Source organism: Phycisphaerales bacterium (genome assembly GCA_020852515.1).
In the GTDB taxonomy this organism is placed as follows: Bacteria; Planctomycetota; Phycisphaerae; order Phycisphaerales; family UBA5793; genus UBA5793.
The window spans coordinates 579157-602977 of record JADZAS010000013.1 but is presented as its reverse complement, the minus strand read 5'-3'; the positions used below and the strand labels follow the sequence as shown (position 1 = coordinate 602977).

Sequence of the window (23821 nt, the reverse complement as noted above, 5' to 3'; positions counted from 1 at the left end):
CGTTTTCGGCAACTCGGCTACAATCGGCTCTTATGGGCCAATCGATGACCAACCCGGGCGAACTGGCGAAATCCTATGACCCAGCGGTCGAAGAACCCAAGGTTCGCGCCAAGTGGGATGCGGCCAAGCCCTTTCATGCCGAAGCCTCGGCCGATGTCTATGGCCCGCCGCCGTACTGCATCCTCATCCCGCCGCCCAACGTGACGGCGGCGCTGCACCTCGGCCACGCGCTCAATAACACGCTCCAGGACGTGCTCATTCGCTACCACCGCGCCCAGGGCCGGCCGACGCTGTGGATGCCCGGCACCGACCACGCCGGCATCGCCACCCAGGCCGTCATTGAAAAGCGCATCTGGGAAGACCAGGGCAAGCGCCGCAAAGACCTCGATCCCGATCTCGATAAAGCGCGCGAGAAGTTCGTCGCCATCACCCAGGCGTGGAAGGACGAGTACGAGGCGACCATCATCGAGCAACTCAAGATGATGGGCTGCTCGTGCGACTGGGAGCGCACGCGCTTCACGATGGATGAGATGTGCGCGCGTGCCGTGCGCGAAGCCTTCTTTCGCCTGTTCAAGGACGGGCTGATCTATCGCGGCAAGCGGCTGGTGAACTGGGATCCGGTGCTGCAGACCGCGGTTGCTGACGATGAGTGCTACGACGAGGAGATCGAGGGGCAGTTTTACTACCTGCGGTACCCGCTGATCGGTGAGCCGGTGAAACTGCCCGACGGCAGCCCGATCGATCACATCACCGTCGCCACCACACGGCCGGAGACGATGCTGGGCGACACGGGCGTGGCAGTGAACCCGAAAGACCCGCGTGCTGCGGCGCTCGCCGGTCGCAAAGTGAAGCTGCCGCTGGTGGGCCGCGAGATTCCGATCGTCGTCGATGATTACGTCGTGCTGCCCGTGTCGATGGGCGGCGACGAGAAGGACCCCAAGGCGCAGTTCGCGACCGGCTTCCTGAAGGTCACGCCTGCGCACGATCCCAACGACTGGGAAATCGGTCAGCGGCACAGTCTCGAAGCCGTCAACATTTTCGCCCCCGACGCCAGCGTCTCGGACAAGCACGGCTGGAGCGACATCGGCGACGCCGGGTTCCTGCTCGGACTCGACCGCTTCGATGCGCGCAAGGCGATCGTCCGGCGCTTCGAAGAGACGGGCGTGCTCGCCGAGCGCAAACCGTATCGACACAGCGTGTCGCACTCGGATCGGAGCAAGGCGATCATCGAGCCGTACTTGAGCGACCAGTGGTACGTGAAGGTGACGGATGATCGCATGCGCGGCAACGCGCTGCGCGCGATGGCGCCGGATCAGCGCAGCAACGAGAAGCGCAGCGCCGAGACGAGCCGCGACTGTCTGCAGACTCTGAGCTCATCGAAGGGTGAGGAAGCGGCGTTGGATGACCGCTCCTGGCACGGCCAGCTGCATTTCCACCCCGACCGCTACGCGAAGACGTTTGAGAACTGGCACGAGAACATCCGTGACTGGTGCATCTCGCGACAACTCTGGTGGGGGCACCGGATACCGGTGTGGACCGGTAGCCGTGACGCATCAGTCGACTTGTTTCAGACTGTTCGCCGATCCGACTCCGGAGTGTTGCTCACCAACATCAACGGGCAGGAGATTCCATTCGTTGAATCGGACGTGGATGGCAACCTGGTTCATGTTTGCGTGCTTCCAGCGGAGCACGGCTGGATCGTTCACCTGCTTGAACAGCGAGGATTCGCCCAAGACCCCGACGTCCTCGACACCTGGTTCTCCTCCGCGCTTTGGCCGCTTTCGACGATGGGTTGGCCCGACCCCGAGAGTTACGACGAAACGCGCGGCGACAACGGCGCGCCGAACCTGCTCGACTTCTTCAACCCCACCAGCGTGCTCTGCACCGCCCGCGAGATCATCACCCTCTGGGTCTCGCGCATGGCGATGTTCAACCTCTACTTCACGCAAGATACGGAGAAGGGACAGCGCCTGCCGTTCCGCGATGTCTTCATCCACGCGATGATCCAGGACGGCGAAGGCCGCAAGATGAGCAAGTCGTTGGGCAATGGCGTCGATCCGCGCGACATCATCCGCTCCAAGGGCGCCGACGCGATGCGCTTCACGCTCGTGCAGATGACCACGCAGACGCAGGATGTCCGCATGCCCGTCGAGTACGACGAGACCATCGGCGCCAACACGAGCCCGAAGTTCGAACTTGGCCGGCGGCTGTCCAACAAAATCTGGAACGCGACGCGCTTTGCCATCGGCATTCTTAGCAATTCAACGGGCGAGACGCCCGTTCCACCTTCCGGCGTGCCGACGCGCCTCATCGATCGCTGGATCCTGTCGCGGCTGGCGCGCACGCTCGACGCCGTCTCGACGGCCATGCGCCAGTATGACTTCAGCGTGTACGCCCAGCAGATGTACGATCTGTTCTGGCGCGACCTGTGCGACTGGTACCTCGAAGCGATCAAGCCGACGGTGCGGCACGACGCCACGCAGCAGCGCGTGCTGCGCACGGCTCTTGGCGCGGTGCACCGCATGTTTCACCCGATCATGCCCTTCGTCACCGAGTCGCTGCACGCGTCGATCGAAGCCCTGCCCGTCAAGCCGCTCGAAGACGTCGACCTGCGGCCAGGCGGTCTGGCGGCGACGGCCCCGTGGCCGAGTGTGCCGTCGCTCTACGTGGATGACGCCGTGGAGGCGCAGTTTGCGCGCCTGCAGGAACTGGTCACGATCATTCGCGAGGTGCGCAGCGTGCAGAAGGTTCACGACCGCCGCCAGATCACGCTGCACGTGAGCGATGACGCGACGATGGAACTGATCAGGCGGGCCGACGGCGTCGTCGAGGCGCTGGCGGGCCTGGGCAAAGTCAGTCGCGATGCTGCAGGCGCCAGAGGGGGCGTGACGTTCCTCTTCGGCAACGTCGAGCATCAGCTCACGGACCTGACCGACGCCATCGACCTCTCCGCCGAGCGCGACCGCCTGACGCGGCAACAGGCCGAGGTGCAGAAAAAGATCAAGGGCCTTGAGGGCCGCCTGGCAAACAAGGGCTACATCGAAAAGGCCCCGCCGAAACTCGTTGAAGAGACAAAGCAACAATTGGCTGAAGCGCAGGCCGAGTTGGACAGTATCATCCAGGCGCTGGAACGGCTTGGCTCCTGATCGGGGATCGGACATGGCGTCGGAGCGGATTCGAAATCAGGGGCTCGCGCTGGCGCTGGTGGGTGCACTGCTGAGTCTGGGCGTGGTCGGCGGCTGCACGAGCGGCCAGGCGGCCCGCCCCACCGTGCTCGCATCCGGCGAAGAAGACACCGGCGTCGAGACCTGGGAGTTCGCCGGCATCCCCGGCACGATCACCCGCACGCCCAATTACCGCATCCACACCACGGCCGAGAGCAACGAAATGGCGCTGCGCTTTCCCGACTTCGTCGAAGCGGCGCTGCAGCACTATCGCTCCGTCATCGTCGAACTTCCGGCGCCCGAGCGGCGGCTCGATTCGTTCGTCTTCGCCAACCGCCAGCAGTGGATCGCGTTTACCAAGCAACTCATGGGCGACCGGTCTTCGCAGTACGAGCAGATCCGCCGCGGCGGCTACTCCACGGGCGGGCGGGCGGTGTTCTGGGACATCGGCCTGTTCGACACCATGGCCATCGCCGCACACGAGGGCTGGCACCAGTACACCCAGCGGACGTTCAAGGACTCGCTGCCGGTCTGGCTCGAGGAGGGCTTGGGCACGTTCATGGAGGGGCACCGCTGGCGCGGCCGCACGCCCGAATTCCTGCCGTGGTCGAATCCCGAGCGGTTCGACCAGTTGCGCCGGGCGTACTACCGCGATCAGTTGAATCCGCTGAGCGAGTTGCTCAAGTTGCGGCCCGAAGACATGCTCGGCGGCCGCAACACCGACGTGCTCAACTACTACTCGCAGGTCTGGGCGCTCGTGCACTTCCTCAATGAAGGCGAGAAGGGCAAGTACCACGAGCGGTTGCAGACAATGCTGCTCGACGCGAGCAAGGGCCAGATCCGCCAGCGCGTCAGCGCCACCATGCGCAAGCGAGCCAGGGCGGGCGAGCACGCCGTCAGCGACGACGGCAACACCGCGCTCTTTGAGGTCTATTTCAACGACGACCTCGACGCGGTCGATCGCGAGTACCGCTCGTTTGTCGGCATGATCGTCGCCTCGGGCGCGCGCCAGCGGATGCTCCAGGGCCGCAGCCCGATCACCCCTACCGTCCGAAGCGACGGCCGATGAATGAGCACCACTACGGCGCCGGGACGGTGCTGGGTCTGCTGGCCGACAGCCACGGCCGGGCGGACACGACCCGGCTCGCCGTCGAATGCCTGCTCGAGGCCGGGGCCGAAGTGCTCATCCATCTTGGCGATGTGTGCGCCGATACGGTTCTTGACGCCCTGGCGGGGACGCCGGCGCACGTCGTGTTCGGGAATTGCGACTGGGACTGGCGGCGTCTGGGCGAGTACGGCTCTTCGCTGGGGCTGCACATCGACCACCCCTGCGGCCGGATGGTGGTGGGTGAACGAACGCTCACGTATGCCCACGGCGACGACCCTGCCCACGAGCGCCAGGCCGTCGAGGCGGGCGCTGACTACTTCTTCCACGGCCACACGCACGTTTTCCGCGATGAGCTGGCGGGTGCGACGCGGCTGATCAATCCAGGCGCACTTTTCCGCGCGGCTCGTTATACTGTGGTAAGGCTGGAGCCCTGCGCCGGACGGCTTGACGTGATCCCCGTCCAAGCCCACGCCGCGCGCCACGGATGAAAGGCTGGCCGTGTCCAACGAATCTGAGACACCCGAGGCTGCTCCGTCGCCGCGCGATGCGTACGGCCAGCGGCTGCGCATCCGCACGGCCGAGGTCGAGCGCGACCTGCCGTCGATCGTGGCGCTGTTCGAGGCCGGGCTGGACGGCGGGGACTGGATGGACAACGACACCGGCGCTGACGTGCACAACTTTCACGAGGCGTACTGCAACGACGAAGGCCGCTCGTGTTTCTGGGTGGCCGAACTCAACCTGAAGGAGCGGGCGCGCCGGGCCGAAGGGCTGATCATCGGCATGGTCGGCGTGCAGTGCGAAGACGCGAACACGGCCGTGATCCGCCGCCTGCGCGTCGAGCCGGCCCACCAGCGGCGGGGCGTGGGCACGCGGCTCATCGAGCACGCCGTGTCATTCTGTCGCGAGAAGAACTACCTCAAAGTCGTGCTCGACGCGCGCGTGACCGCCGAACGCGCCATCACGCTCTTCGAGCGGTTCAGTTTCCAGTTGAACCGCACCCGCACGGTGCGCGGCGAGCGTATTCTGGACTTCTACCTTGACCTCTACCGCGACCACGATCCCGCTCGCAACGGTCCCGGGAAGAAGTGAGGGCCGCTGGCGGACTTCGCGGTCTCGCCCCTGAATGACTGCAGCGATCGAGCCTGCTAAAAAGGAGCGGGTGCGGCGGCGCCGCAAATTCCATCGGGAGGAGATGCCATGAACGCGAGTCTGGATCGGTTTACGAAGCGCGCTGATGAAGTGCTCACCATGCTGCGCGACACGGGGCAGTACAAGCACCTCCAGATGCTCGAAGGCCCGATGGACGCGGTGACGACGATCCGCGGCTACGGCGCATGTGCCGTGTTCTGCTCGAACAACTACCTCGGCCTGGCGAACCACCCCGAGGTGGTCGCCGCCGGCGTCGAAGGGCTGAAGAAGTGGGGGGCCGGCACGGCGTCGGTGCGCTTCATCTGCGGCACCTTCACGCCTCACGAGACACTGGAAACCACCATCGCGCGCTTCCTCGGCGTCGAGGCGGCCTACACCTTCGTCTCCTGCTGGAACGCCAACGAGGCCATCTTCCCCACACTGTGCGAGCCCGGCGATCTCATCATCTCCGATGAACTCAACCACGCCTCGATCATCGACTCCATCCGACTGACCAGCGTCATCAAGAAAGGCGTGCTCAAAACCGTCTACACGCACAACACGATCGAAGCACTGCGTGAGACGCTCGCGGCGGCGAAGAAGAATCCCGAAGTAACCGGCGCCATCTGGGTCGTGACTGACGGCGTGTTTTCCATGGAGGGTGACATTGCCGATCTCGCCGCGATGCGCAAGGCGTGCGATGAGTTCGGCGCCATTCTTGTTGTTGATGACTCGCACGGCACCGGGGTCATGGGCCAGACGGGGCGCGGTACGCACGAGCACTGGGGCCTGCCGGGCAAGGCGATCGACTTCTACACCGGCACACTGGGCAAGGCCCTGGGCGGCGCCGCGGGCGGCTACGTCGCCGGCACGAAGCGCGGCATCGAACTGCTCGTGCAGCGCGGCCGGCCCACGCTGTTCTCCAACGCCCTGCCCGTCTCCGTCGCCTGCAGCGCCAACAAGGCGATTGAAGTTCTGGCCCGCGAACCCGAGCGCGTCGCGAAACTGCGCGAGAACGTCCAGTACGCGCGCAAGGGCATCAAGGCCGCGGGCTTTGACGTCCTCGACAGCCCCACGGCGATCTGCCCCATCATCGTCCACGACACCGCCAAGGCGATCGCCATGAGTAAGCGCCTGCTCGAACTGGGCGTCTTCGTCATCGGCTTCGGCTATCCGGTTGTGCCCGAGGGCCACGCCCGGCTGCGCGTGCAGATCTCCGCCGCCCACGAGCGCGAACATATCGACCGACTCATCGCGGCGTTGAAGAAGTTGTAAGAGACCACTGCGACCCGGCTCCGCGCCGCCCCGGATCGTTGCTCGGCCACATTTCCGCTCCCTACACTTCCCCGCATGAAACAGGCGACTGCGCCCGCTGCCCCGCCGGCCTCATCCTGGACCCGCCGCCATCTGCTGTCGCTTGAAGGCGTCGCGGCCGAGGAGATGCAGCAGGTTTTCGCCACGGCGGAGCGCTACCTGCCGCTGGTGATGGAGCCGGGCCGCAAGTCCGATGACCTGCTCCACCGCTGCGTCGCCAACATCTTCTTTGAAGACTCCACCCGCACGCGCAACAGTTTCACCCGCGCGGCTCAACTCCTCTCGGCTGACGTGATCCAGGTCAGCGGCGAAGGTTCGAGCACCAGCAAGGGCGAGACCGAGGTCGATACGGCGCGCAACATCGAAGCCATGGGCGTGGACGCGATCGTCGTGCGCCACTCCAGCGCGGGCGTACCCGTCAACATCGCCGACAACGTCGACTGCGGCGTGATCAACGCCGGCGACGGCCGCCACGAGCACCCCACCCAGGGCCTGCTCGACATCTTCACCCTCCAGCGCCACTTCGGGCCGGACCTCGCGGGAAGGCGCATCGCCATCGTCGGCGACATCATCAATTCACGCGTGGTGCGGTCCAACATCTTCGGCCTGCGCACGCTCGGAGCACACGTGATCGTCGTCGGCCCGCCGGCACTGGCCCCGGCGTCGCTGAGCACGCTGGGCGTGGAAGTGGCGCACGATCTCGAGACCGTGCTGCCTCAGGTGGATGTGGTGATGATGCTGCGCGTGCAGTTCGAGCGTCTCGGCGGCCAGGCGTTTGCCTCCATCCAGGAATATCGCGACGGCTACGCGCTCACCGAGCGGCGCACGCGCCTGCTCCCTGAGCATGCCGTGGTCATGCACCCCGGGCCGATCAATCGCGGCCTCGAACTCGACAGCGAAGTCGCCGACGGGCCGCGCTCGATCATCCTGCGCCAGGTGACGCACGGCGTGGCGATTCGCATGGCGGTGCTCAAACTCATCATCGCCGGCTGACGCCGCGCAGGTCTTGCGCCCCAGCGTCGCCTCGCGCGCGATGCTCGCGCTCAACTCACTCATCCGAAGCGCCGAGGAAACACGGCTACGGCATCATTGCCGAACCTCGGAGTGAACATGACCCAGACCAGCCTCCGCGCCACCGCTGTTTCCGTTCCGCGCCTGCGCAGCGATCGCAAGATCACGGCGTGCGCTGCGATCGTCCGCCACGACCACATCCTGCTCGTCCAGCAGGGGCGCGGCCCGTCGGCGGGCTGCTGGACGCTGCCCGGCGGCCGGCTGGACGCGGGCGAGACGCTTGCCCGGGCTGCGATTCGCGAGACGCTCGAAGAGACGGGGCTTGAGGTCGAGATTGACGGCTTCGTCGGCGTCTACTCATACACTGGCAATTCAGGGCGCCCGCGGGCCCGGTTCTGCTTCAGCGCCTCGATCGTCGGCGGCCGGCCGCGCTTCGACGGGCGCGAGATTCGCGATCTCCGCTGGTTCCGCTTCGAGCAGTTGCCGCTCGTGCATGAGGCACTGCTCTGGAAGCCGCACGTGCTGCGCAAGATGCTCGGCGACATCCAGCGCCGCCAGCGCCTGCCGCTCGAACTGCTGCGCGATTTTGACCGCGCGATGAAGTGCGCTGCGTGACGCGAAGCCGCAAGCGGCTCACCACCCCAGGACGTACGCGAAGATGAGCGGCGCGACGATGGTTGCGTCGGACTCGATGACGAACTTGGGCGTTTTTTCGGCGAGTTTGCCCCAGGTGATTTTTTCGTTGGGCACGGCGCCGCTGTACGAGCCGTAACTCGTCGTTGAATCGCTGATCTGGCAGAAGTAGCCCCACAGCGGCACGCCGGTGCGGCCGAGATCCTGGTGGAGCATCGGCACGACGCAGATGGGAAAGTCGCCCGCGATGCCTCCGCCGATCTGGAAGAAGCCCAGCGAGTGCTTGCCCGTCAGCTCGGTGTACCACTTCGCCAGTTCGATCATGTAGTCGATGCCGCCGCGCATCGTCGTCGAGTTCTTGATCTCGCCGGTGATGACGTGCGAGGCGAAGATGTTGCCAAGCGTCGAGTCTTCCCAGCCGGGCACGAAGACGGGCAGGTTCTTTTGCGCTGCCGCCAGCAGCCACGAATCCTTCGGGTCGATCTGGTAGTGCTCTTCGAGCGCGCCGCTGAGCAGCACCTCGAAAAAGAACTCGTGCGGGAACATCCGTCGCCCAGCCTTGTCCGACTTCAGCCAGTGATCGAGCACCGCGCCTTCAAGCCGGCGGATCGCTTCCTCTTCAGGAATGCACGTGTCGGTGACTCGATTGAGGTGCTTCTCGAGCAGCCTCTGCTCGTCGGCCGGGGTGAGCTGGCGGTAGTGGGGGATGCGGACGTAGTGCTCGTGCGCCACGAGATTGAAGATGTCCTCTTCGAGGTTGGCCCCTGTGCAGCAGATTCCGTGCACCTTGTCCTGGCGGATCATCTCCGCCAGGGACACGCCCAGTTCGGCCGTGCTCATCGCCCCGGCGAGCGTGACGAACATCCTGCCGCCGCCGTCGAGGTGCTTTCGATACGCCTCGGCTGCATCGACGAGGGCCGCGGCGTTGAAGTGGCGGTAGTGGGTTCGGATGAAATCGCTGATTGGCGTGCTGCTCATGCGAAAGGATATGTGGTCTCGGTGCGCCTGGCGAAGCAAATCACAACCGTCTGGCCGCGCCCCGAAGGCTCTGCGAAGACAAGCGCCGGCGTGCAACCGGCTCCGACTCCAACCCTACTCCAGCAGGGCCGCTTCGATCGTCAGACCCGGGCCGAACGCGATCGCCACGGCCGGCCGCGGCGCCCGGCGGCGCAACAGCTCATCGAGTATGAACAGCACCGTCGGCGAAGACATGTTGCCCAACCGCCCCAGCACATCGCGCGAGGCCTGCAGCGCCGCCGGGGGCAGGTCCAGCGCGGCCGCGAAGGCGTCAAGGATGCGCGGCCCGCCGGGATGCACCGCCCACGATCCCACGTCGCTGATCGCCAGGCCCCGCCGCGCCAGCCACTGCTCCATCCAAGGCTTCGCGCATTCGCGAATCCGCGCCGGCACATCGAGCGACAGTCGCATCTCAAAGCCGTGATCGCCGATGCTCCACGACATGCACTCGCGCGAATCCGGCACGACGACCGATGCGAAGTCGCCCATCGCGAGCGGCGACTGACCCGGGCGCGAAGGGTCATTCGACACCACCGCCGCAGCGGCGCCGTCGGCAAAGAGCGCGTTGGCCAGCAGGCGGTCGCCATCGCCGCGATACTGAAAGTGCACGCTGCACAGTTCAACGCACACCACCAGCACGACCGAGTCGGTCTGGACCCGGCAGGCATCGGCCGCGAGGCGCAGGGCGTTGATCGCCGCGTGGCATCCCATGAAGCCGATGTTGGCGCGCCTGACGCTCCGGGGAAGATCGAGCTCGTCGATGAGCGCGATGTCCACGCCAGGCGCATGCATGCCGGTGCACGAGACGGTGATCAGGTGCGTGATGCGCGCCGCGGCACAGCCGGCCTGCGCCAGCGCCGCCGCCGCGGCCTGGCCCGCCAGTCGGCTCGCCCAGAGGTCATACACGGCCAGGCGCTGGGCGGTGCTCGGCCCGAGATCTTCGTCATGGAGTCGCGGCGGGAAGAACGGCACCACGGGTTCATCCGTCTGACTGGCGCCGTGGCCGTTGCGGCGCATCGCGCTCTCCGTCTGCGCCAGCTCGGGCGCGACGACGAACTGGCGCCTCTGCACGCCGCAGTGCTCAAAAAGGCGCCGCAGGCGATCGGCTTCATCAGACGAGGCGGCGCAGCACTGCTCGGCGAGGCGCAGCGCCTCGGCTTGGTCGAGCCCGCCCGGGGGCGTGGCCAGCCCGATGCCCGTCAGGCGCGGAGTCACGTGCCGCCTCGCGCCAGCCGATTGCTGTTTCCCATCGCCGGCATCGGGGCGTGCAAGCGGTTGACAATGAACCGCGACAGTGCAGGCAGCGCCCGGCCGAGCCGCATGCAGCCCGACTGCACCAGGCGATGACGCAGCGCTTCGGCGATGACGCGGCAGCGCACCTGCCGCGCGGCGAGGAGCGCAGCGTGCGCTCGCGACCACCGCGATTCCAGGGTCTGGCTCCACGGCGCCTGGCTGCGAGCGAGAAACTCTGCGGCCAGCCCGGCGGCGGCCGACGCGCTTTCGATGGCCCAGGCGATGCCTTCACCCGTAAACGGCTCGACGAAGCCGGCTGCATCGCCGACGGCCAGCACGCGCTGCCCGGCGATGCGCCGCGGGCGCCGGGTCAGTTCAGGCGCGCCCATCCAGTGCGCTGCCGCGAGATCATCGGGAGGCGCGTGCGCGCATTGCTCGAACACTTCCAGTGCGGCCGCCGCCAGTCCGCCGCACGTGCGCACCCGCGTCGGGTCAAGCGCGCCGGCGATGGCGATACGACCGTCCTCGATTCGCGCCATCCCGACGTAGCCGCGGCTGCCCACCAGCATGCGCACCGTGCCGTGCGGCAGGTCGATACCGTGTGCTGAAACCAGGGTCGCAGCGCCCAGTCGCGAGCGGCGCCAGGGGCGACTGCGCGCGCGGGCATGTCGCGGGTCGACGTCGAAGGAGAAGCCGAGCCCTCCCGCGGCGATCACGAGTCTCGCCTTCGCATCGACATTGTTTCCATCTGCAGTCAGCCGCACGTGGCGATACGACTCTTCCGAATCGGCAGTGCTTGCGAGGCAGTGCGGCAGAAATGCTGCCCCTGCGGACAACGACTCGTCAACCAGCGCCGCGTCGAATTGCCGCCGCGACAGCACGCGCCCGGGCGGGAGCGGCGCCTCGAGGGCCTGGTCCGCCGAGCGCAGATCGAAGCGATCCATCGGCGCGGCGTGACAGCGGTCCAGCACCTGCTCAAGATCGAGCCTCGACAGTGCGGCTATGGCGGACGCGGCGACGCAGCACCCGCACGTCTTGTCGCGAGGAAACGCCGCTCGATCGACGAGCAGCACGTCAAACCCGCCGCGGGCGAGCAGCGTTGCCGTCACGCACCCGGCCGGCCCGGCGCCGATGATGATCGCATCCCAGGTCGATCGGGCTGCGTCTTCCGCCGTGATGCTTCCTTCGATCGCGCCGGGCATCATTGCTCGTCCTTCTTGCAGGTAAGCAGGAATCGAAACGGCCAGGCCCGCTGCGCCTGGGCGCCCTTCCACCCGGCCTGCCGGGCCAGTTGAGCGGCTTCATCAATCGTGAACGCGGCGCGCACCGATCGCGGCCCGTCGGCGCGCACGACGGGGCAGCGCGTGAGCGCGTGTGCTGCGATCTGCGTGAGCCACAGGCCGCACGAGCAGCGCCGCAGATCGCTGACGACCACCAGCCGCCGCGCCGCCGCGTGCATCATCTCGAGCAGTTGAATCGCCTGCGCCTCGTCGAGGTGGTGCAGGAAAAGCGAGCACATGACGACGTCGAACTCTCCCGCGGGCCATGGGTCGCGCAGCACATCGCAGCGGCGAAAATCGATCGTCTCGCCGGACGCGTCGGCGCGCTTTCGGCCGTGCGCTATGGCGTGCGCGCTGACATCGATCGCGGTGAACTGGACGTCGAGATCGGCGCCGGCGGCGCGTTCCGACAGGGCGAGGGGCACGTCTGCGGCGCCGGTGGCGATGTCGAGCACGCGGCAGGTCTCGTCGGGCATGCTTCTTGCAACGCTTCGGATCGCCGGCCAGACGATCCGCGCGCTGCCGGCCCAGCGGTTCAGTCGCGCCAGCGCCGTGAGAGCCCGATCGTGCAGCGACGGATCGAGATCCGGCTGGTCCATCCACTCCGGCTCGCGATGCCGCTGCCGCAGATTGGGCGCGAGCGTGCTCACCTCCGATGGTAGGTGAACGGCGGCGCGGCGCTCATGGGCTACGATTCAAGCGATGGCTTCCGCGGCTCCAGCCACCTCGCTTGCCGATTCCCCGGGTCCGGGTGCGTCGCTCAAGGCGCTGGCGGCAGATATCAAACTCAGCCACAGTCTTTTCGCTCTGCCCTTTGCGCTGCTCGCCGCATTCATGGCCCGGCCGGCGGGCGGCGCCTGGTCCCGCTTTGCCGGGCAGATGGCGTTGATTGTCGTCTGCATGGTCAGCGCCCGCACGTTCGCCATGCTCGCCAACCGCATCATCGATCGCGACATCGACGCGCTCAACCCGCGCACCAGCGGGCGGGCGCTGCCCAGCGGCCGCGTGGCGCTGCGCCACGCGCGCATGGCGCTGCTCTGGTCGGCGGGCGTGTTCATCGTCTGCTGCGTCGCATTCGGCTTCGTGTTTGACAACTGGTGGCCGACGGTGCTGTCAATCCCCGTGCTTGCGTGGATTGGCTCGTACGGCTGGATGAAGCGATGGACGTGGATGTGCCATGTCTTTTTGGGTTCGTCGCTGGCGATCTCGCCGCTCGCCGCCGCGCTGGCCATCGAGCCTGCGGCTCTCGCGGCCCAGCCGGCGCTGTGGTTGCTGAGTCTGAACGTGCTCTGCTGGGTGGCCGGCTTTGACGTCGTCTACGCCCTGCAGGATGTGCAGGTCGATCGGCAGCAGCGGCTGCACAGCCTGCCTAGTCGCCTCGGCGTCGGGCCGGCGCTGTGGATCAGCAGGCTGCTGCACGCAATCAGCGCCGGTTCGCTCACGGCGATCGTCGTCATTGATCCACGCTTCGGCTCGCTGTTTGCCATCGGTGTCGCCGTGGTCGTCGTGCTGCTCATCGTCGAGCACGCGGTGACGGCCGGGGGCGCGACGGGCCGCATCCAACTCGCCTTCTTCACGCTAAACGGCGTGATCAGTTGCCTCGTTGGCGCGTTGGGAATCGCCAGTGTGGTGATGCACTGACGCTCGCCTATCCTGCAACATGCCCGCGATAAACGACTGGACCATTTCCGGCTGGCGCGACCTGCCGATTTACGGCAACACGCACGTCCCAGACGTGGACTTTGCGCGCGGAGTGGTGCTGCTCGTGCACGGCTTCATGGGGTACAAGGACTACGGCCTGTTCCCGTTCGTCGCCGATCAGTTCGCCCGGGCCGGCTTTCTCGCGCACCGCTTCAATCTCACCACCTCGGGCATCACGAACAATTTCGCGACCTTCGAGCGGCCGGACCTGTTCGAACTCGGCACGTGGAACAACAACGTCATCGACATCGACGCCGTGATCGACGCCGTGCGCGACGGCACGCTGGAGGGCGCGAACCGGCCGCTGGTGCTCATGGGCCACAGCCGCGGCGGCGTCGGCGTGCTGCTTGCGGCCGGGCGACGGTATCTCGAGCATCGCGAGCCGCTGCCGGCGGCGGTCATCTCCGCCTCGGCGCCGAGCCGGCCGTGGCGATTCGCCGAGTCGCAGAGGCGCGAGATCCTCGAGCGCGGCTATCTGGCCGTCAAGAGCGGCCGCACAGGCCAGGACCTGCGCATCGGCCGGGCGTTCCTTGATGAGCAGGAGGCAGACCCGGCGGGGCACGATATCGCGCGCCACGTGCGGGCCATCGAATGCCCGCTGCTGGTCGTGCACGGCACGGCCGACCCCACCGTCCCGCCGCGCGACGCCTCGGAGATCGCCGCCATGGCGGATGACGCAGTCGAGCACCGGCTGGGACTGATCCAGGACGGCGATCACGTGTTCAACACGCCCAACCCATTCCCAATAAATGGCGAGCCATCGCCGCAACTGCGCGACTTTCTCGTCACGGTGCTGCGTTTTTGCGACGATGCGCTCGCGTCCTGAGCGGCTGCATTGAAGGTTCAGGCCGCTCTCCTACACTTGTCGTGGCATGGGCGCCTGCGCGGCGTCCGCACCAGGGGGCCTGCTGACGACGATGAAGTCGCCCAAACGATCGTTCTCGAGCGATTTCAAGGTGTTCTTCCTGCGTGGGCTGGCGATTCTGCTCCCATCCGTGCTCACCATCTGGATCGTCGTTTACGCCTACCAGTTCGTCAGCACCCGCATCGCCGAGCCGATCAACTCGGTCACGCGCCTGGCGATCATCAAGACCACGCCGCTGATCATCCGCGGGCCGGGCGACGATCCGGCCTGGGCGGCGGCTCACTATCCGGCGTGGTACCACGTTACGGATGAAGAGGTCCAGGCGGAGATCGATCGCCGCAACGTGCAGAAGCTGCCCCGGCTCGAAGGCGAGGCGCTCAAGGCGGAGGTCCGTCGCAACGACCTCAAGACGTGGTGGGACCAGCACATCTGGCTCAATGCCATCGGCCTGATCGTGGCCGTGCTGCTGTTCTATCTCGCCGGCCGCGTGTTCGGCGGGTTCGTCGGCCGGCGCATCGCCGCCCGGCTGGAGCGCATCGTCTCGAGCGTTCCCATCTTCAAGCAGGTGTACCCGTACGTCAAGCAACTCGTCGATTTCATGCTCGGCGAGACGAAGGTCGAGTTCAACCGGGTCGTCATCGTCGAGTATCCGCGCAAAGGCATCTGGTCGCTGGGTTTCCTGACCGGACCCGCGATGATCGACATGGCGCCGATGGCCCAAGCCCAGCCAGGCGAGCTCGTCACCGTCTTCATCCCGAGTTCGCCCACGCCATTTACGGGCTACACCATCACTCTGCCGCGCAGCGAGATCTGCGAACTGAACATTACCGTGGAGGAAGCGCTTCGATTCACTGTCAGCGGCGGCGTGCTGATCCCCGATCGCCAGGTGCTTGCGGTGGCGCAGGCAGCGCCGGCGAAGCGGTCGGCCGGGCCGGCCAAGGCCCCGGTCCAGACGCCTGATCAGGGCAGCCCGGCCTGAAGGGGTTCGCAAAGCAGAGACTCAACCGTGTTGACAAACCCGCTAATCCGGTGCTAAGGATTCAGACATGCAGATCACTGTGACGGGAAAGCATCTCGACGTCAGTGCCGCCATGGAGGATTACGCCTCCAAGAAGTGCGACCGGCTCACCCGCTATTACGATCGCATCCAGCAGGTGGATGTCGTCATCGACAAGCCCGGCCGCGAATTCGAGATCGAAGTCATCGCCCACGTGGACCGGCATGATCCGTTCATCGGTCGCGAGCACGGCATGGACTATCATGCCTGCCTGGACTCCGTCGTCGATAAGTTGAGCCGGCAGCTGGCGGAGTACAAGGAGATGACGCGCAACCGCAAGCATCCGGGCTGATGCGGGGCTGGGAATCGGGGTACAATCGCCAATGAAATTGCACGAGATCATGGTCGAGTCGGCTCTGGTGCCGTCTCTCGCGGCGGTCACCCGCGACGAGGTGGTGGCGGAGTTGGTGGACGCCCTGCTGGCCGCCGGCGTCGTTGAGAAAGGTCACCGCGACGAACTCATCGAGGCCATCCTCGAGCGCGAGCGGCGCGGCTCGACGGGATTCGGCAAGGGCGTCGCCGTCCCTCACGTCAAGCACGCGTCGGTCAAGCGCATGGCCGCCACGATCGGCGTGAGCAGCAAGGGCGTCGATTTCAACGCCCTCGACCGTCAGCCGGTCTACTCCGTGGTGCTGCTGCTGAGCCCGGGTGATCAGCCCGAAGATCACCTGCGGGCCATGGAGATCATCTTCCAGAACCTCAGCCAGGATACGTTCCGTCGATTCCTGCGCCAGGTTTCGAGCGTGGACGACATCATTACCCTGATTCGCGAAGCGGATAACCAGCAACTGGGCTGAGCGGCCGCGCCGAGTCAGGTGATCATCGCACGCCATCCCGAGCGGCCGGCTCGTGTCTGCCGGCCGAGATGCAGTCTCCCCCGGAGGTTTCGGCGCTTGTCCAACGCCACGGCCAAAGTGATCATCCGCAACCGGCTCGGACTCCACGCCCGTCCGGCGATGTCCTTTGTCGAAACCGCCAGCAACTTCAAGTCCGACGTCTGCGTCCGCCGCGATGCGCAAAAGGTCGATGGCAAGTCGATCATGCAGATGATGATGCTCGCCGCCACCAAAGGCACGGAATTGACCATCGAAGTGAGCGGGCAAGACTGCCGCGAGGCCCTGAAGGCGCTCATCGAACTCGTCGAGCGAGGTTTTGACGAAGAGTAAGCCGCGGAGGTGAGCGCGTGACGGGGCGAGCGGGTGAGAGGCTCTGGCCGTTGGAGGGAGCCGATGGATCCGGCCGGCTGCCTCAGGTCAGGATGTCGAAGCGTCTGTCGCTTGTTGCGAGGGAAGTGATCGGACGCGCAGCAGAACGGACAAGAGATAGAGCGTCATCACGCCCGCGAAGGCAAGTTCCTTGGTTTCGCCGATGTCGAGGAGGAACACCATGGACAGGTATGACCCCTCGGCAAACGCTCCGGACGCGTCTTCGCCAATCAACTTGGCGGGAATGTTGGAGAACACGGCGAGCAGGGAGATCGGAACCAGTCGATAGTTGGGAACGATCCAGTATTCGAGCGTCTGGCGCGCCTCGGGCCGCTCCAGGCGCTGGCGCCAAAGCAGAGGCAGGAAGACGCCTCCAATAAACGTGGCGATGAGCATGATCTGCCGGGGAATGTTGTCGAAGAGATCGACCGGCAGATCAAGATTGTGCAGATTGAACTCTTCCTGCGAGTTCAGGCTTGCGATGCTCTCGGGCGTGGCATAACCGAGATAGTGCTGTCCCCAACTGATCTCCTCACCCAGAAAGTAGTGCACGCTCAATCCGCCCAGCGCCATCGCCACGCTTGCCAGCCGGGGCAGCGAGCGACGGCGTCGCATGATCATGCAGGCGATGATGATGCCGAACACAAGCACCGCCGCGGTGCACAGTTCGACAAGCCCGAATTCGTCGGACATGATCATCTCCCAGCGTTCCAGCCCGAGCATCGGTGAGAGAAGTCGCAGCGCCACAAGAGCCAGCGGCAGGCCGAGCCAGACAACGACGGGCAGATCGTGGATCCGCGTCCGCGTCAGATCGGATTGAGCGGCAGGTCGGGGCAGTGCGGGCATATCCATCTTCGGCGCCGTCGTCATCGCAAAATCCATCCAGGGTCTTTGGGTGACAGTGCTGAGCAGCTCAGGCCAGATTGTGGGGCAATGTTACCCCTGCATCAGCCGAGACGCCGCTGCCAATTGCGATCCGTCGGGTGGTGGCGCCTGCTGGCGATCAGCCGGCGGCGCCGGCGGCGTGCGCCACGTCGCTGGGCACCTGGTCTTCGGGCACGCGCTCGATGGAAGCGCCCAGCGCCCGCAGGCGCTCTTCCATCCGCTGGTAGCCGCGGTCGAGGTGGTAGACGCGGTAGATGACGGTGCGGCCGCGGGCCGCGAGACCGGCCAGAACCAGCGAAGCCGAGGCGCGCAGATCGCTGGCCATCACAGGCGCTCCGATGAGGTGCGGCACGCCTGAAACCACCACGGTCGAACCCTGGCGGTGAAGGCTCGCGCCCATGCGGCTCAACTCCGCCACGTGCAGAAAGCGCTGCTCGTAGATGCGCTCGGTCACGATGCTGTTGCCGTCCGCCAGGCACAGCAGCGCCATCGTCTGGGCCTGCAGGTCCGTCGGGAAGCCCGGATGAGGCTGGGTCGTCACCTGCACGGGGTTGAGACGCCGGCTCGTCTCGACCATCACGCTGCAGCGGCTGGCCGGCTGAGCTGGGTCGAGGCGGGTCACCGACACGCCGATCTCCTCGAGCCGGTCGAGCACCGCGAGCAGCGCATCGAGCGGGCAGTTGTCGATGGTGACCTGGCCGTTGGTGATGGCCGAGGCGATCATGTACGTGCCGGCTTCGATGCGATCGGGCATGATGCGCATCTCGGCGGGTCCGAGTTCATCGACGCCATGAATCGTGATGCGCGGCGTGCCGGCGCCTTCGATGCGGGCGCCCATGGCGATGAGCGTGTCGGCGAGGTTGACGATCTCCGGCTCGCACGCGGCGCACTCTATTGTGGTGGTGCCCCTGGCGAGCGTGGCGGCGGACATGACGTTGGCGGTTCCGAGAACCGTCGAGCCCGCCGGCCCGCCGAGGAAGATCGTCGCGCCGGTGAGTTCCTCGGCGGTGGCGACGATGTCGCCGCCTTCGAGGTGGATATCGGCCCCGAGCGCGCGCAGGCCGCGCAGGTGCAGATCGACCGGCCGGTCACCGATGGCGCAGCCGCCGGGCATCGAGACGCGGACCTTTTTGCGGCGGGCCAGCAGCGGTCCGAGAATGCAGATGCTCGCGCGCATGGTGCGGACGATTTCGTATCGGGCGTGGCTGGCGGTCTCATCGACGACGTGGAGCCGGGTGAGGTTGCCGTCCTGCTGAACGTCGCAGCCGAGCTCGGTGAGCAATCCCCGCATGTTGCTCAGATCGCGCAGGTCGGGCACATCGCGCAGCGTGAGCGGCTGATCCGTGAGCAGCGCGGCCGCCATGATCGGCAGGGTCGCGTTCTTGGACCCGCTGACCGTCAGTCGCCCCTTGAGGCGTCGCCCGCCTTCGATGACAAAGGTATCCATAATCGCCCCGCTCAGTTCGCCTGGCCGTGCACATCCTATCGCGTCCGAACGCCATTGCATCGTCCGGGAGGCCTCTGCGGCTGCAGGAATCGCGGGAAGTTTCGCCAGGCGGCACAGGCGTTACGGCTTCACGCCATTCGCCGGCTTTCTGATCTTCACGCCCGGCAAGGCGCGGCAATGAATTGTACATTGGAGGGTGTTGGATTGAGAAGGCCTTGTCAAAGCCTTGCAGTCTGATCTGTTGATGGAAGGAAGCAATGATGAAACGCAACCAAGCCTTGTTCGCGATCGTGGGAATGGGCCTTCTCGCGCCAACGGGCGCACTGCTGGCGCAAGAAGGTCCGCCGGAGACGCTCGAACTGTCCGGCGTCGTCCGCGACTTCATCGAGCGCACCAAGAACGGCGGCCATCCCGACTTCGAAGCGGTGCCCGCAGGCGGCTACGGCCACTACATGGGCAACATCTCATCGGTGCTCGATGAAGAGCGTAAGCCCGTCTTTGTTGGCGGCGGCCACAAGGTGCTCAGCCAGTGGCGCAACGCGGCCGGCCAGGCCATCCTGCCCGCGCTCTACGACCATTCGATGGGCGACACCGCCGGCAGCCTCGGTTCGGCCGTAGACAAGGGCGGCATCACGTCCGCCGAATCCTTCGCCCAGTGGTACCGCGACGTGCCGGGCCTGAATCTCAGCCAGCCCATCACCGTCACCCTGACCAAGTCGGGCGGCACGGAAGAGATGCCCATCTACACCTATCAGAACACTTCGTTCTTCCCGATCGACCACCAGCTGTACGGCAACTCGGGCGGCTCGCCGGACCACAACTTCCACTTCACCATGGAGCTGCACACAAAGTTCACCTACAAGGAAGGCGCCGGCCAGGTGTTCTCCTTCTACGGCGACGACGACGTGTGGGTGTTCATCAATGGCGAACTTGTCATTGACATCGGCGGCGTCCACGGCAAGGTCAACCAGGTGGTCGAACTCGATCGTCTCGACCTGACCGACGGCCAGGCCTGCACTCTGGACTTCTTCTTCGCCGAACGCCACCGCACCGAGTCGAACTTCCGGATTGATACGAGCCTCCAACTCGAATCGGACACCATGCCGACCGTCAGCGCTCTGTACGACTGATGCACAGCGATCGCGGCCTGTCCATGCGGGCCGGTTGTTGGAGGATCGACACTCGCGGCGCCCCGACCCCCGTTCGGGGCGCCGTTCGTTTTCTGCGCCGCTACGGCCGCGGATCGGTCTCGCCGGCAAACAGCGGCGTGCTCAGGTAGCGCTCGCCGAAACTGCATGCAATCGTCACGATCTTCCGGCCGCGATACTCAGGACGCGCGGCCACGCGCAGCGCTGCGCACACGTTGGCGCCGGTGCTGATGCCGCCCAGAATGCCCTCGTGCCGCGCCAGCCGCCGACTCCACTCGAACGCCTCGTCGTTGGTCACCGTGACGGTCTCGTTGAGAAGCGTCGTGTCGAGGTTCCGCGGGATGAATCCGGCCCCGATGCCCTGGATCTTGTGCAGGCCCGGCTTGCCGCCCGAGATCACCGGCGAGTCCGCCGGCTCCACGGCGATCGCCTTGAAGTCCGCATTGTGCCGGCGGATGAAACGCGTCACGCCCGTGATGGTCCCGCCCGTTCCCACGCCGGCCACGATGGCGTCGATGTCGCGGCCGGAATCCTCCCAGATCTCCGGCCCCGTCGTCATCTCGTGAATTGCCGGGTTGGCCGGATTGTCAAACTGCTGAGGCATGAACGCATTGGAGTCGGCGGCGACAAGATCGCGGGCCCGCTCAATGGCGCCGCCCATGCCCTGGGCCGCCGGCGTGAGCACGATGGTCGCTCCCAGGTGCCGCAGCATCGCGCGTCGTTCGAGGCTCATCGACTCGGGCATCGTCAGCGTCAGCCGGTAGCCGCGGGCGGCACAGACGAACGCGAGGGCGATGCCGGTGTTGCCGCTGGTGGGTTCGATGATGTGCGTCTGGGCATTGATTCGACCATCGCGCTCGCCCGCTTCGATCATCGCCAGACCGATGCGGTCTTTTACGCTCGCCAGCGGGTTGAGGAACTCGAGTTTGAGATACACCGTCGCACCGCCTTCGGGCGCCAGGTGGTTCAGGCGGATCATTGGCGTATTGCCGATCACGCCGAGGATCGAGTCATAGGTTTGCTCGCGCAGCACGTGGGTGCGATCGACGGCACTGGTCATTTCGGTTCCTTCCGCCGCAGGTTCGGACAAAGCGAAACGGTACACCGGCGGCGGGGCGGGTGCCAGCGACCGCCTGCAGGCGGCGATCCAGGTGGGAGGCGGTTGGAATGTAAATCAGAACCCGCTCTTGAGCGCGCTGAGCAGCGTGGCGATGATCACAGCCGCGTCGAGAACCGGCCCGCGCGCCTGCGCGTAGGCGAGGTCATATTCGACGTGATCGTGGATCGGCGCGTTGCGATGCGGGCTGATCTGCCAAAGGCCGGTCACGCCGGCGGGAACGAGCAGGCGCTGGCGCTGATGCGGCGTGTAGCGCGAGCAGATGAAGGGCATTTCGGGCCGCGGACCGACCAGCCGCATGTCGCCCCGCAGCACGTTGATGAGTTGGGGCAGTTCGTCGATGCTCAGTTTGCGGATGATGCGGCCGACGCGGGTGACGCGGGCGTCGGCGCTGGTCGTCGGGCTCTCGCCGTAGCGTGGCGCATCGACTCGCATGGAGCGGAACTTGTAGAGCGTGAAGCGCCTGCCGCTCTGGCCGAGGCGCCGCTGGCGGAAGAAGATCGGCCCGCCGTCTTCGAGCCGGATCGCCGCCGCGACCGCGAGGCACACCGGCGCGAAGAAGAGGATGCCGATGAGCGCGGCCAACCGGTGAGTGGCGTCCTGCATGAAATCGACGACGTGCGGGATGCGCCGCGGCCGAATCGTCTCGTCAAGGTGGCGCAGCAGCAGGCAGTCGCCGGCGAAGATAAGATCCTCGTAGCTTTGCAGGCCCAGCAGCGACGCTCGGGCTGTGCGCGCGAGGATGAGGCAGGTGTGCCCGGCCTTGAGTTCGGCCATGACCTCGCTGCGCAGGTGCTTGGAGTTGAGCCCGATGCGCGATCGCCGGGCCCGCCGCCGGCCGAACAGGTCTTCGCAGTTGAGGAAGATGAACTGGGCCTTGCGGTAATCCTCGTGCCGGCCGAAGATGACCACTTCGGGCAGTTCCTCCGCGTCTATGTTCCGGCGCCAGAAGGCGACCTGGAGCATGAGCAGGCCGCTGGTCGCCACGACCGAGCCGACCACCACCCACGCGCTGATGCCAAACAGCCACGCCACGACCAGGCTCACGATGAGCATGCGCGCGGCGATCCAGATCGTGTCGGCGATCGGTTCGGCCATGCACCGCATCGACCAGCCGCGCAGCATCCGGCCCTGCGTGACCACGCCGGTCCACAGAATGACCGAGCCGATCATCAGGCTCGCGGTCATGATCACGCGGTTGGGCGAATCCGTCAGCAGGGGCAGCAGGTAGGGCAGGTGGCCCAGCAGAATGAGGATCAGCGCCAGGCGCGAGCGGCGGAAGAACGCCTTCTGCTCGCGGTGCACGCTTGCCAGCAGCAGCGGAATGGTGAGCAGCAGGGGAAGCAGCAGAGCGGGGCTGTTGAACACCGCGCCCGAAAGCACTTCATCGCGCACCACGGCGATGCGGATGAGCAGCAGGCCCAGGCCGATGTTGAGCATCATCGTGCCGTAGTCGCCGACGTACGCTTTTGAACTCGGCCGCGAGTAGATGAAGAACCACAGGCTCAATCCGCACAGCGACAAGGCAAACACCACCCCCGCCGGATCGCCCAGCTGGCCGGTGCCCATGCTCAGGTTGAGGATGATCGCCGAGCACGATGAGAGCAGAAAGACGACCAGCGAAGTCAGGCCGTCAAGGAAGTTGATGACGACCAGCAGATTGAGCAGCCCCACGATGAGCAGCACCGTGCACAGGCCGTCGATGACGGGATACGCGCCGGCGGTTACCGGCAGGTGCACGCCGACGAGGGCGATCATGCAGGCGAGTACAAACTGGGCTGTCACCTTGACGGCGCGGCGGGCGAGGAAGCGCTCACCCGTCAGCCCAAAGCCGATGGCCAGGCTGATGACGGCGAGCATGACGGCGTCGGCGCGGGTGAAGGTGTCCGCCCAGCCGACCACCATCGTCGCGCCGCCCAGCAGGCACAAAGCCAGAAACAGCAGCGCAGGATGCAGCGGCCGGCGCCAGCCATCCGGCGCCTGCCACTTGATGATCAGGCGCCCGGCAAGCGGACAGAGCAGACACGCGGCAGCCGCCACCGCAGCGGAAAGTTGAATCGACCCAAAGCCTGTCAAGGCTATCTCTCCCGAACCCGCGCTACGGTGCACCCGGTCGCTCGCGAATGTGTGCCTCGGCCTGAATCGGCTCCTGGCAGATGCGAACGGGCGGTACGACATGAGGACCGCCGAAGCGCGAGATGATCCCCTCGGGCAACATTATGCGCCGAAGATGGCGAAATGAAAGTGGATTTCACCCGATTTAGCAAAAACTGCGCCTCGATTCCCCCGCTCTGAACAAATACGAGGACTTTGGCCCGATACGGCCTGCCGGACTCTCGCAACGCTGCCCCGTGCCGCTGCCCGAACCAGCTCCCGGAATCGAGGACGAACTCGGCCGGCGGCGCTATCCTATTCGAATGCCCTTCGAATGCGGTTTCACCCGGTTTTGGAAGCCGGGCCGCTTCTGTTCGGGGCAACTCTGTTGTTTTTGCATATCGCAGAAGTGGT

General features: G+C 66.0%; 22 protein-coding genes. 14 read left to right on the top strand and 8 right to left on the bottom strand.

The window, feature by feature from the left end; translation table 11 throughout:
• The first annotated feature begins 32 nt into the window (after positions 1-32).
• The 7 genes from IT430_08700 to IT430_08670 all read left to right on the top strand — a co-directional run bounded on the left by IT430_08700 (position 33) and on the right by IT430_08670 (position 8340).
• Complete coding sequence (locus tag IT430_08700) at positions 33-3146, top strand: valine--tRNA ligase (GenBank protein MCC6908003.1); 3114 nt, start codon at positions 33-35, stop codon at positions 3144-3146.
• 13 nt (positions 3147-3159) lie between these two features.
• Entirely contained in the window at positions 3160-4233 is a 1074-nt protein-coding gene (locus IT430_08695) for a DUF1570 domain-containing protein (protein MCC6908002.1), read from the top strand.
• Positions 4230-4760: a metallophosphoesterase family protein gene (locus tag IT430_08690; GenBank protein MCC6908001.1), complete on the top strand. Its 531-nt coding sequence runs from the start codon at positions 4230-4232 to the stop codon at positions 4758-4760. The genes IT430_08695 and IT430_08690 overlap by 4 nt, the downstream gene beginning before the upstream one ends.
• A gap of 10 nt (positions 4761-4770) precedes the next feature.
• Positions 4771-5361 (top strand): GNAT family N-acetyltransferase, encoded by a 591-nt coding sequence (locus tag IT430_08685; protein MCC6908000.1) that lies wholly within the window; start codon positions 4771-4773, stop codon positions 5359-5361.
• Between the two features lie 108 nt (positions 5362-5469).
• Positions 5470-6675, top strand: coding sequence for an aminotransferase class I/II-fold pyridoxal phosphate-dependent enzyme (locus tag IT430_08680; protein MCC6907999.1), 1206 nt, complete (start codon positions 5470-5472; stop codon positions 6673-6675).
• Positions 6676-6750: 75 nt separating this feature from the next.
• Positions 6751-7707, top strand: a complete 957-nt coding sequence (locus IT430_08675; GenBank protein ID MCC6907998.1) for an aspartate carbamoyltransferase catalytic subunit — start codon at positions 6751-6753, stop codon at positions 7705-7707.
• A 117-nt stretch (positions 7708-7824) separates the two neighbouring features.
• Positions 7825-8340, top strand: a complete 516-nt coding sequence (locus tag IT430_08670) for an NUDIX hydrolase (protein ID MCC6907997.1) — start codon at positions 7825-7827, stop codon at positions 8338-8340.
• Between the two features lie 18 nt (positions 8341-8358).
• On the opposite strand, the gene IT430_08665 is transcribed toward IT430_08670, so the two are convergent.
• The 4 genes from IT430_08665 to IT430_08650 all read right to left on the bottom strand — a co-directional run bounded on the left by IT430_08665 (position 8359) and on the right by IT430_08650 (position 12538).
• The gene (locus tag IT430_08665) at positions 8359-9336 is read right to left on the bottom strand and encodes a deoxyhypusine synthase family protein (protein ID MCC6907996.1); all 978 of its coding nucleotides are present in this window, start codon (positions 9334-9336) and stop codon (positions 8359-8361) included.
• A 114-nt stretch (positions 9337-9450) separates the two neighbouring features.
• A complete protein-coding gene (locus tag IT430_08660; GenBank protein MCC6907995.1) occupies positions 9451-10590 on the bottom strand; it encodes a hypothetical protein in 1140 nt (379 codons plus the stop codon).
• Positions 10587-11813, bottom strand: coding sequence for an NAD(P)/FAD-dependent oxidoreductase (locus IT430_08655; GenBank protein MCC6907994.1), 1227 nt, complete (start codon positions 11811-11813; stop codon positions 10587-10589). Before IT430_08655 ends, IT430_08660 begins: the two co-directional genes overlap by 4 nt.
• A complete protein-coding gene (locus tag IT430_08650; protein MCC6907993.1) occupies positions 11810-12538 on the bottom strand; it encodes a methyltransferase domain-containing protein in 729 nt (242 codons plus the stop codon). The genes IT430_08655 and IT430_08650 overlap by 4 nt, the downstream gene beginning before the upstream one ends.
• Before the next feature lie 52 nt (positions 12539-12590).
• Here IT430_08650 and IT430_08645 point away from each other — a divergent pair, with 52 nt between their 5' ends.
• The 6 genes from IT430_08645 to IT430_08620 all read left to right on the top strand — a co-directional run bounded on the left by IT430_08645 (position 12591) and on the right by IT430_08620 (position 16677).
• Complete coding sequence (locus tag IT430_08645) at positions 12591-13529, top strand: UbiA family prenyltransferase (protein ID MCC6907992.1); 939 nt, start codon at positions 12591-12593, stop codon at positions 13527-13529.
• 19 nt (positions 13530-13548) lie between these two features.
• Positions 13549-14415, top strand: coding sequence for an alpha/beta fold hydrolase (locus tag IT430_08640; GenBank protein MCC6907991.1), 867 nt, complete (start codon positions 13549-13551; stop codon positions 14413-14415).
• A 91-nt stretch (positions 14416-14506) separates the two neighbouring features.
• A complete protein-coding gene (locus IT430_08635) occupies positions 14507-15433 on the top strand; it encodes a DUF502 domain-containing protein (protein MCC6907990.1) in 927 nt (308 codons plus the stop codon).
• Positions 15434-15500: 67 nt separating this feature from the next.
• A complete protein-coding gene (gene raiA / locus IT430_08630; protein ID MCC6907989.1) occupies positions 15501-15803 on the top strand; it encodes a ribosome-associated translation inhibitor RaiA in 303 nt (100 codons plus the stop codon).
• Positions 15804-15834: 31 nt separating this feature from the next.
• Positions 15835-16308, top strand: a complete 474-nt coding sequence (locus IT430_08625; protein ID MCC6907988.1) for a PTS sugar transporter subunit IIA — start codon at positions 15835-15837, stop codon at positions 16306-16308.
• A 96-nt stretch (positions 16309-16404) separates the two neighbouring features.
• On the top strand, positions 16405-16677 hold the full coding sequence (locus IT430_08620) for an HPr family phosphocarrier protein (GenBank protein ID MCC6907987.1): 273 nt from the start codon (positions 16405-16407) through the stop codon (positions 16675-16677).
• Between the two features lie 87 nt (positions 16678-16764).
• On the opposite strand, the gene IT430_08615 is transcribed toward IT430_08620, so the two are convergent.
• Entirely contained in the window at positions 16765-17586 is an 822-nt protein-coding gene (locus IT430_08615; GenBank protein MCC6907986.1) for a hypothetical protein, read from the bottom strand.
• 133 nt (positions 17587-17719) lie between these two features.
• Entirely contained in the window at positions 17720-19048 is a 1329-nt protein-coding gene (gene murA, locus IT430_08610; protein MCC6907985.1) for a UDP-N-acetylglucosamine 1-carboxyvinyltransferase, read from the bottom strand.
• A 260-nt stretch (positions 19049-19308) separates the two neighbouring features.
• Here murA and IT430_08605 point away from each other — a divergent pair, with 260 nt between their 5' ends.
• Positions 19309-20178 carry a fibro-slime domain-containing protein gene (locus IT430_08605; GenBank protein MCC6907984.1) on the top strand — a complete coding sequence of 290 codons (870 nt, stop codon included), beginning with the start codon at positions 19309-19311 and terminating at the stop codon, positions 20176-20178.
• A 100-nt stretch (positions 20179-20278) separates the two neighbouring features.
• Here the strand turns inward: IT430_08605 and cysK are convergent, their stop codons facing one another.
• A complete protein-coding gene (cysK, locus tag IT430_08600) occupies positions 20279-21256 on the bottom strand; it encodes a cysteine synthase A (protein MCC6907983.1) in 978 nt (325 codons plus the stop codon).
• Between the two features lie 114 nt (positions 21257-21370).
• On the bottom strand, positions 21371-23389 hold the full coding sequence (locus IT430_08595) for a sugar transferase (protein MCC6907982.1): 2019 nt from the start codon (positions 23387-23389) through the stop codon (positions 21371-21373).
• Between the last annotated feature and the right edge of the window lie 432 nt (positions 23390-23821).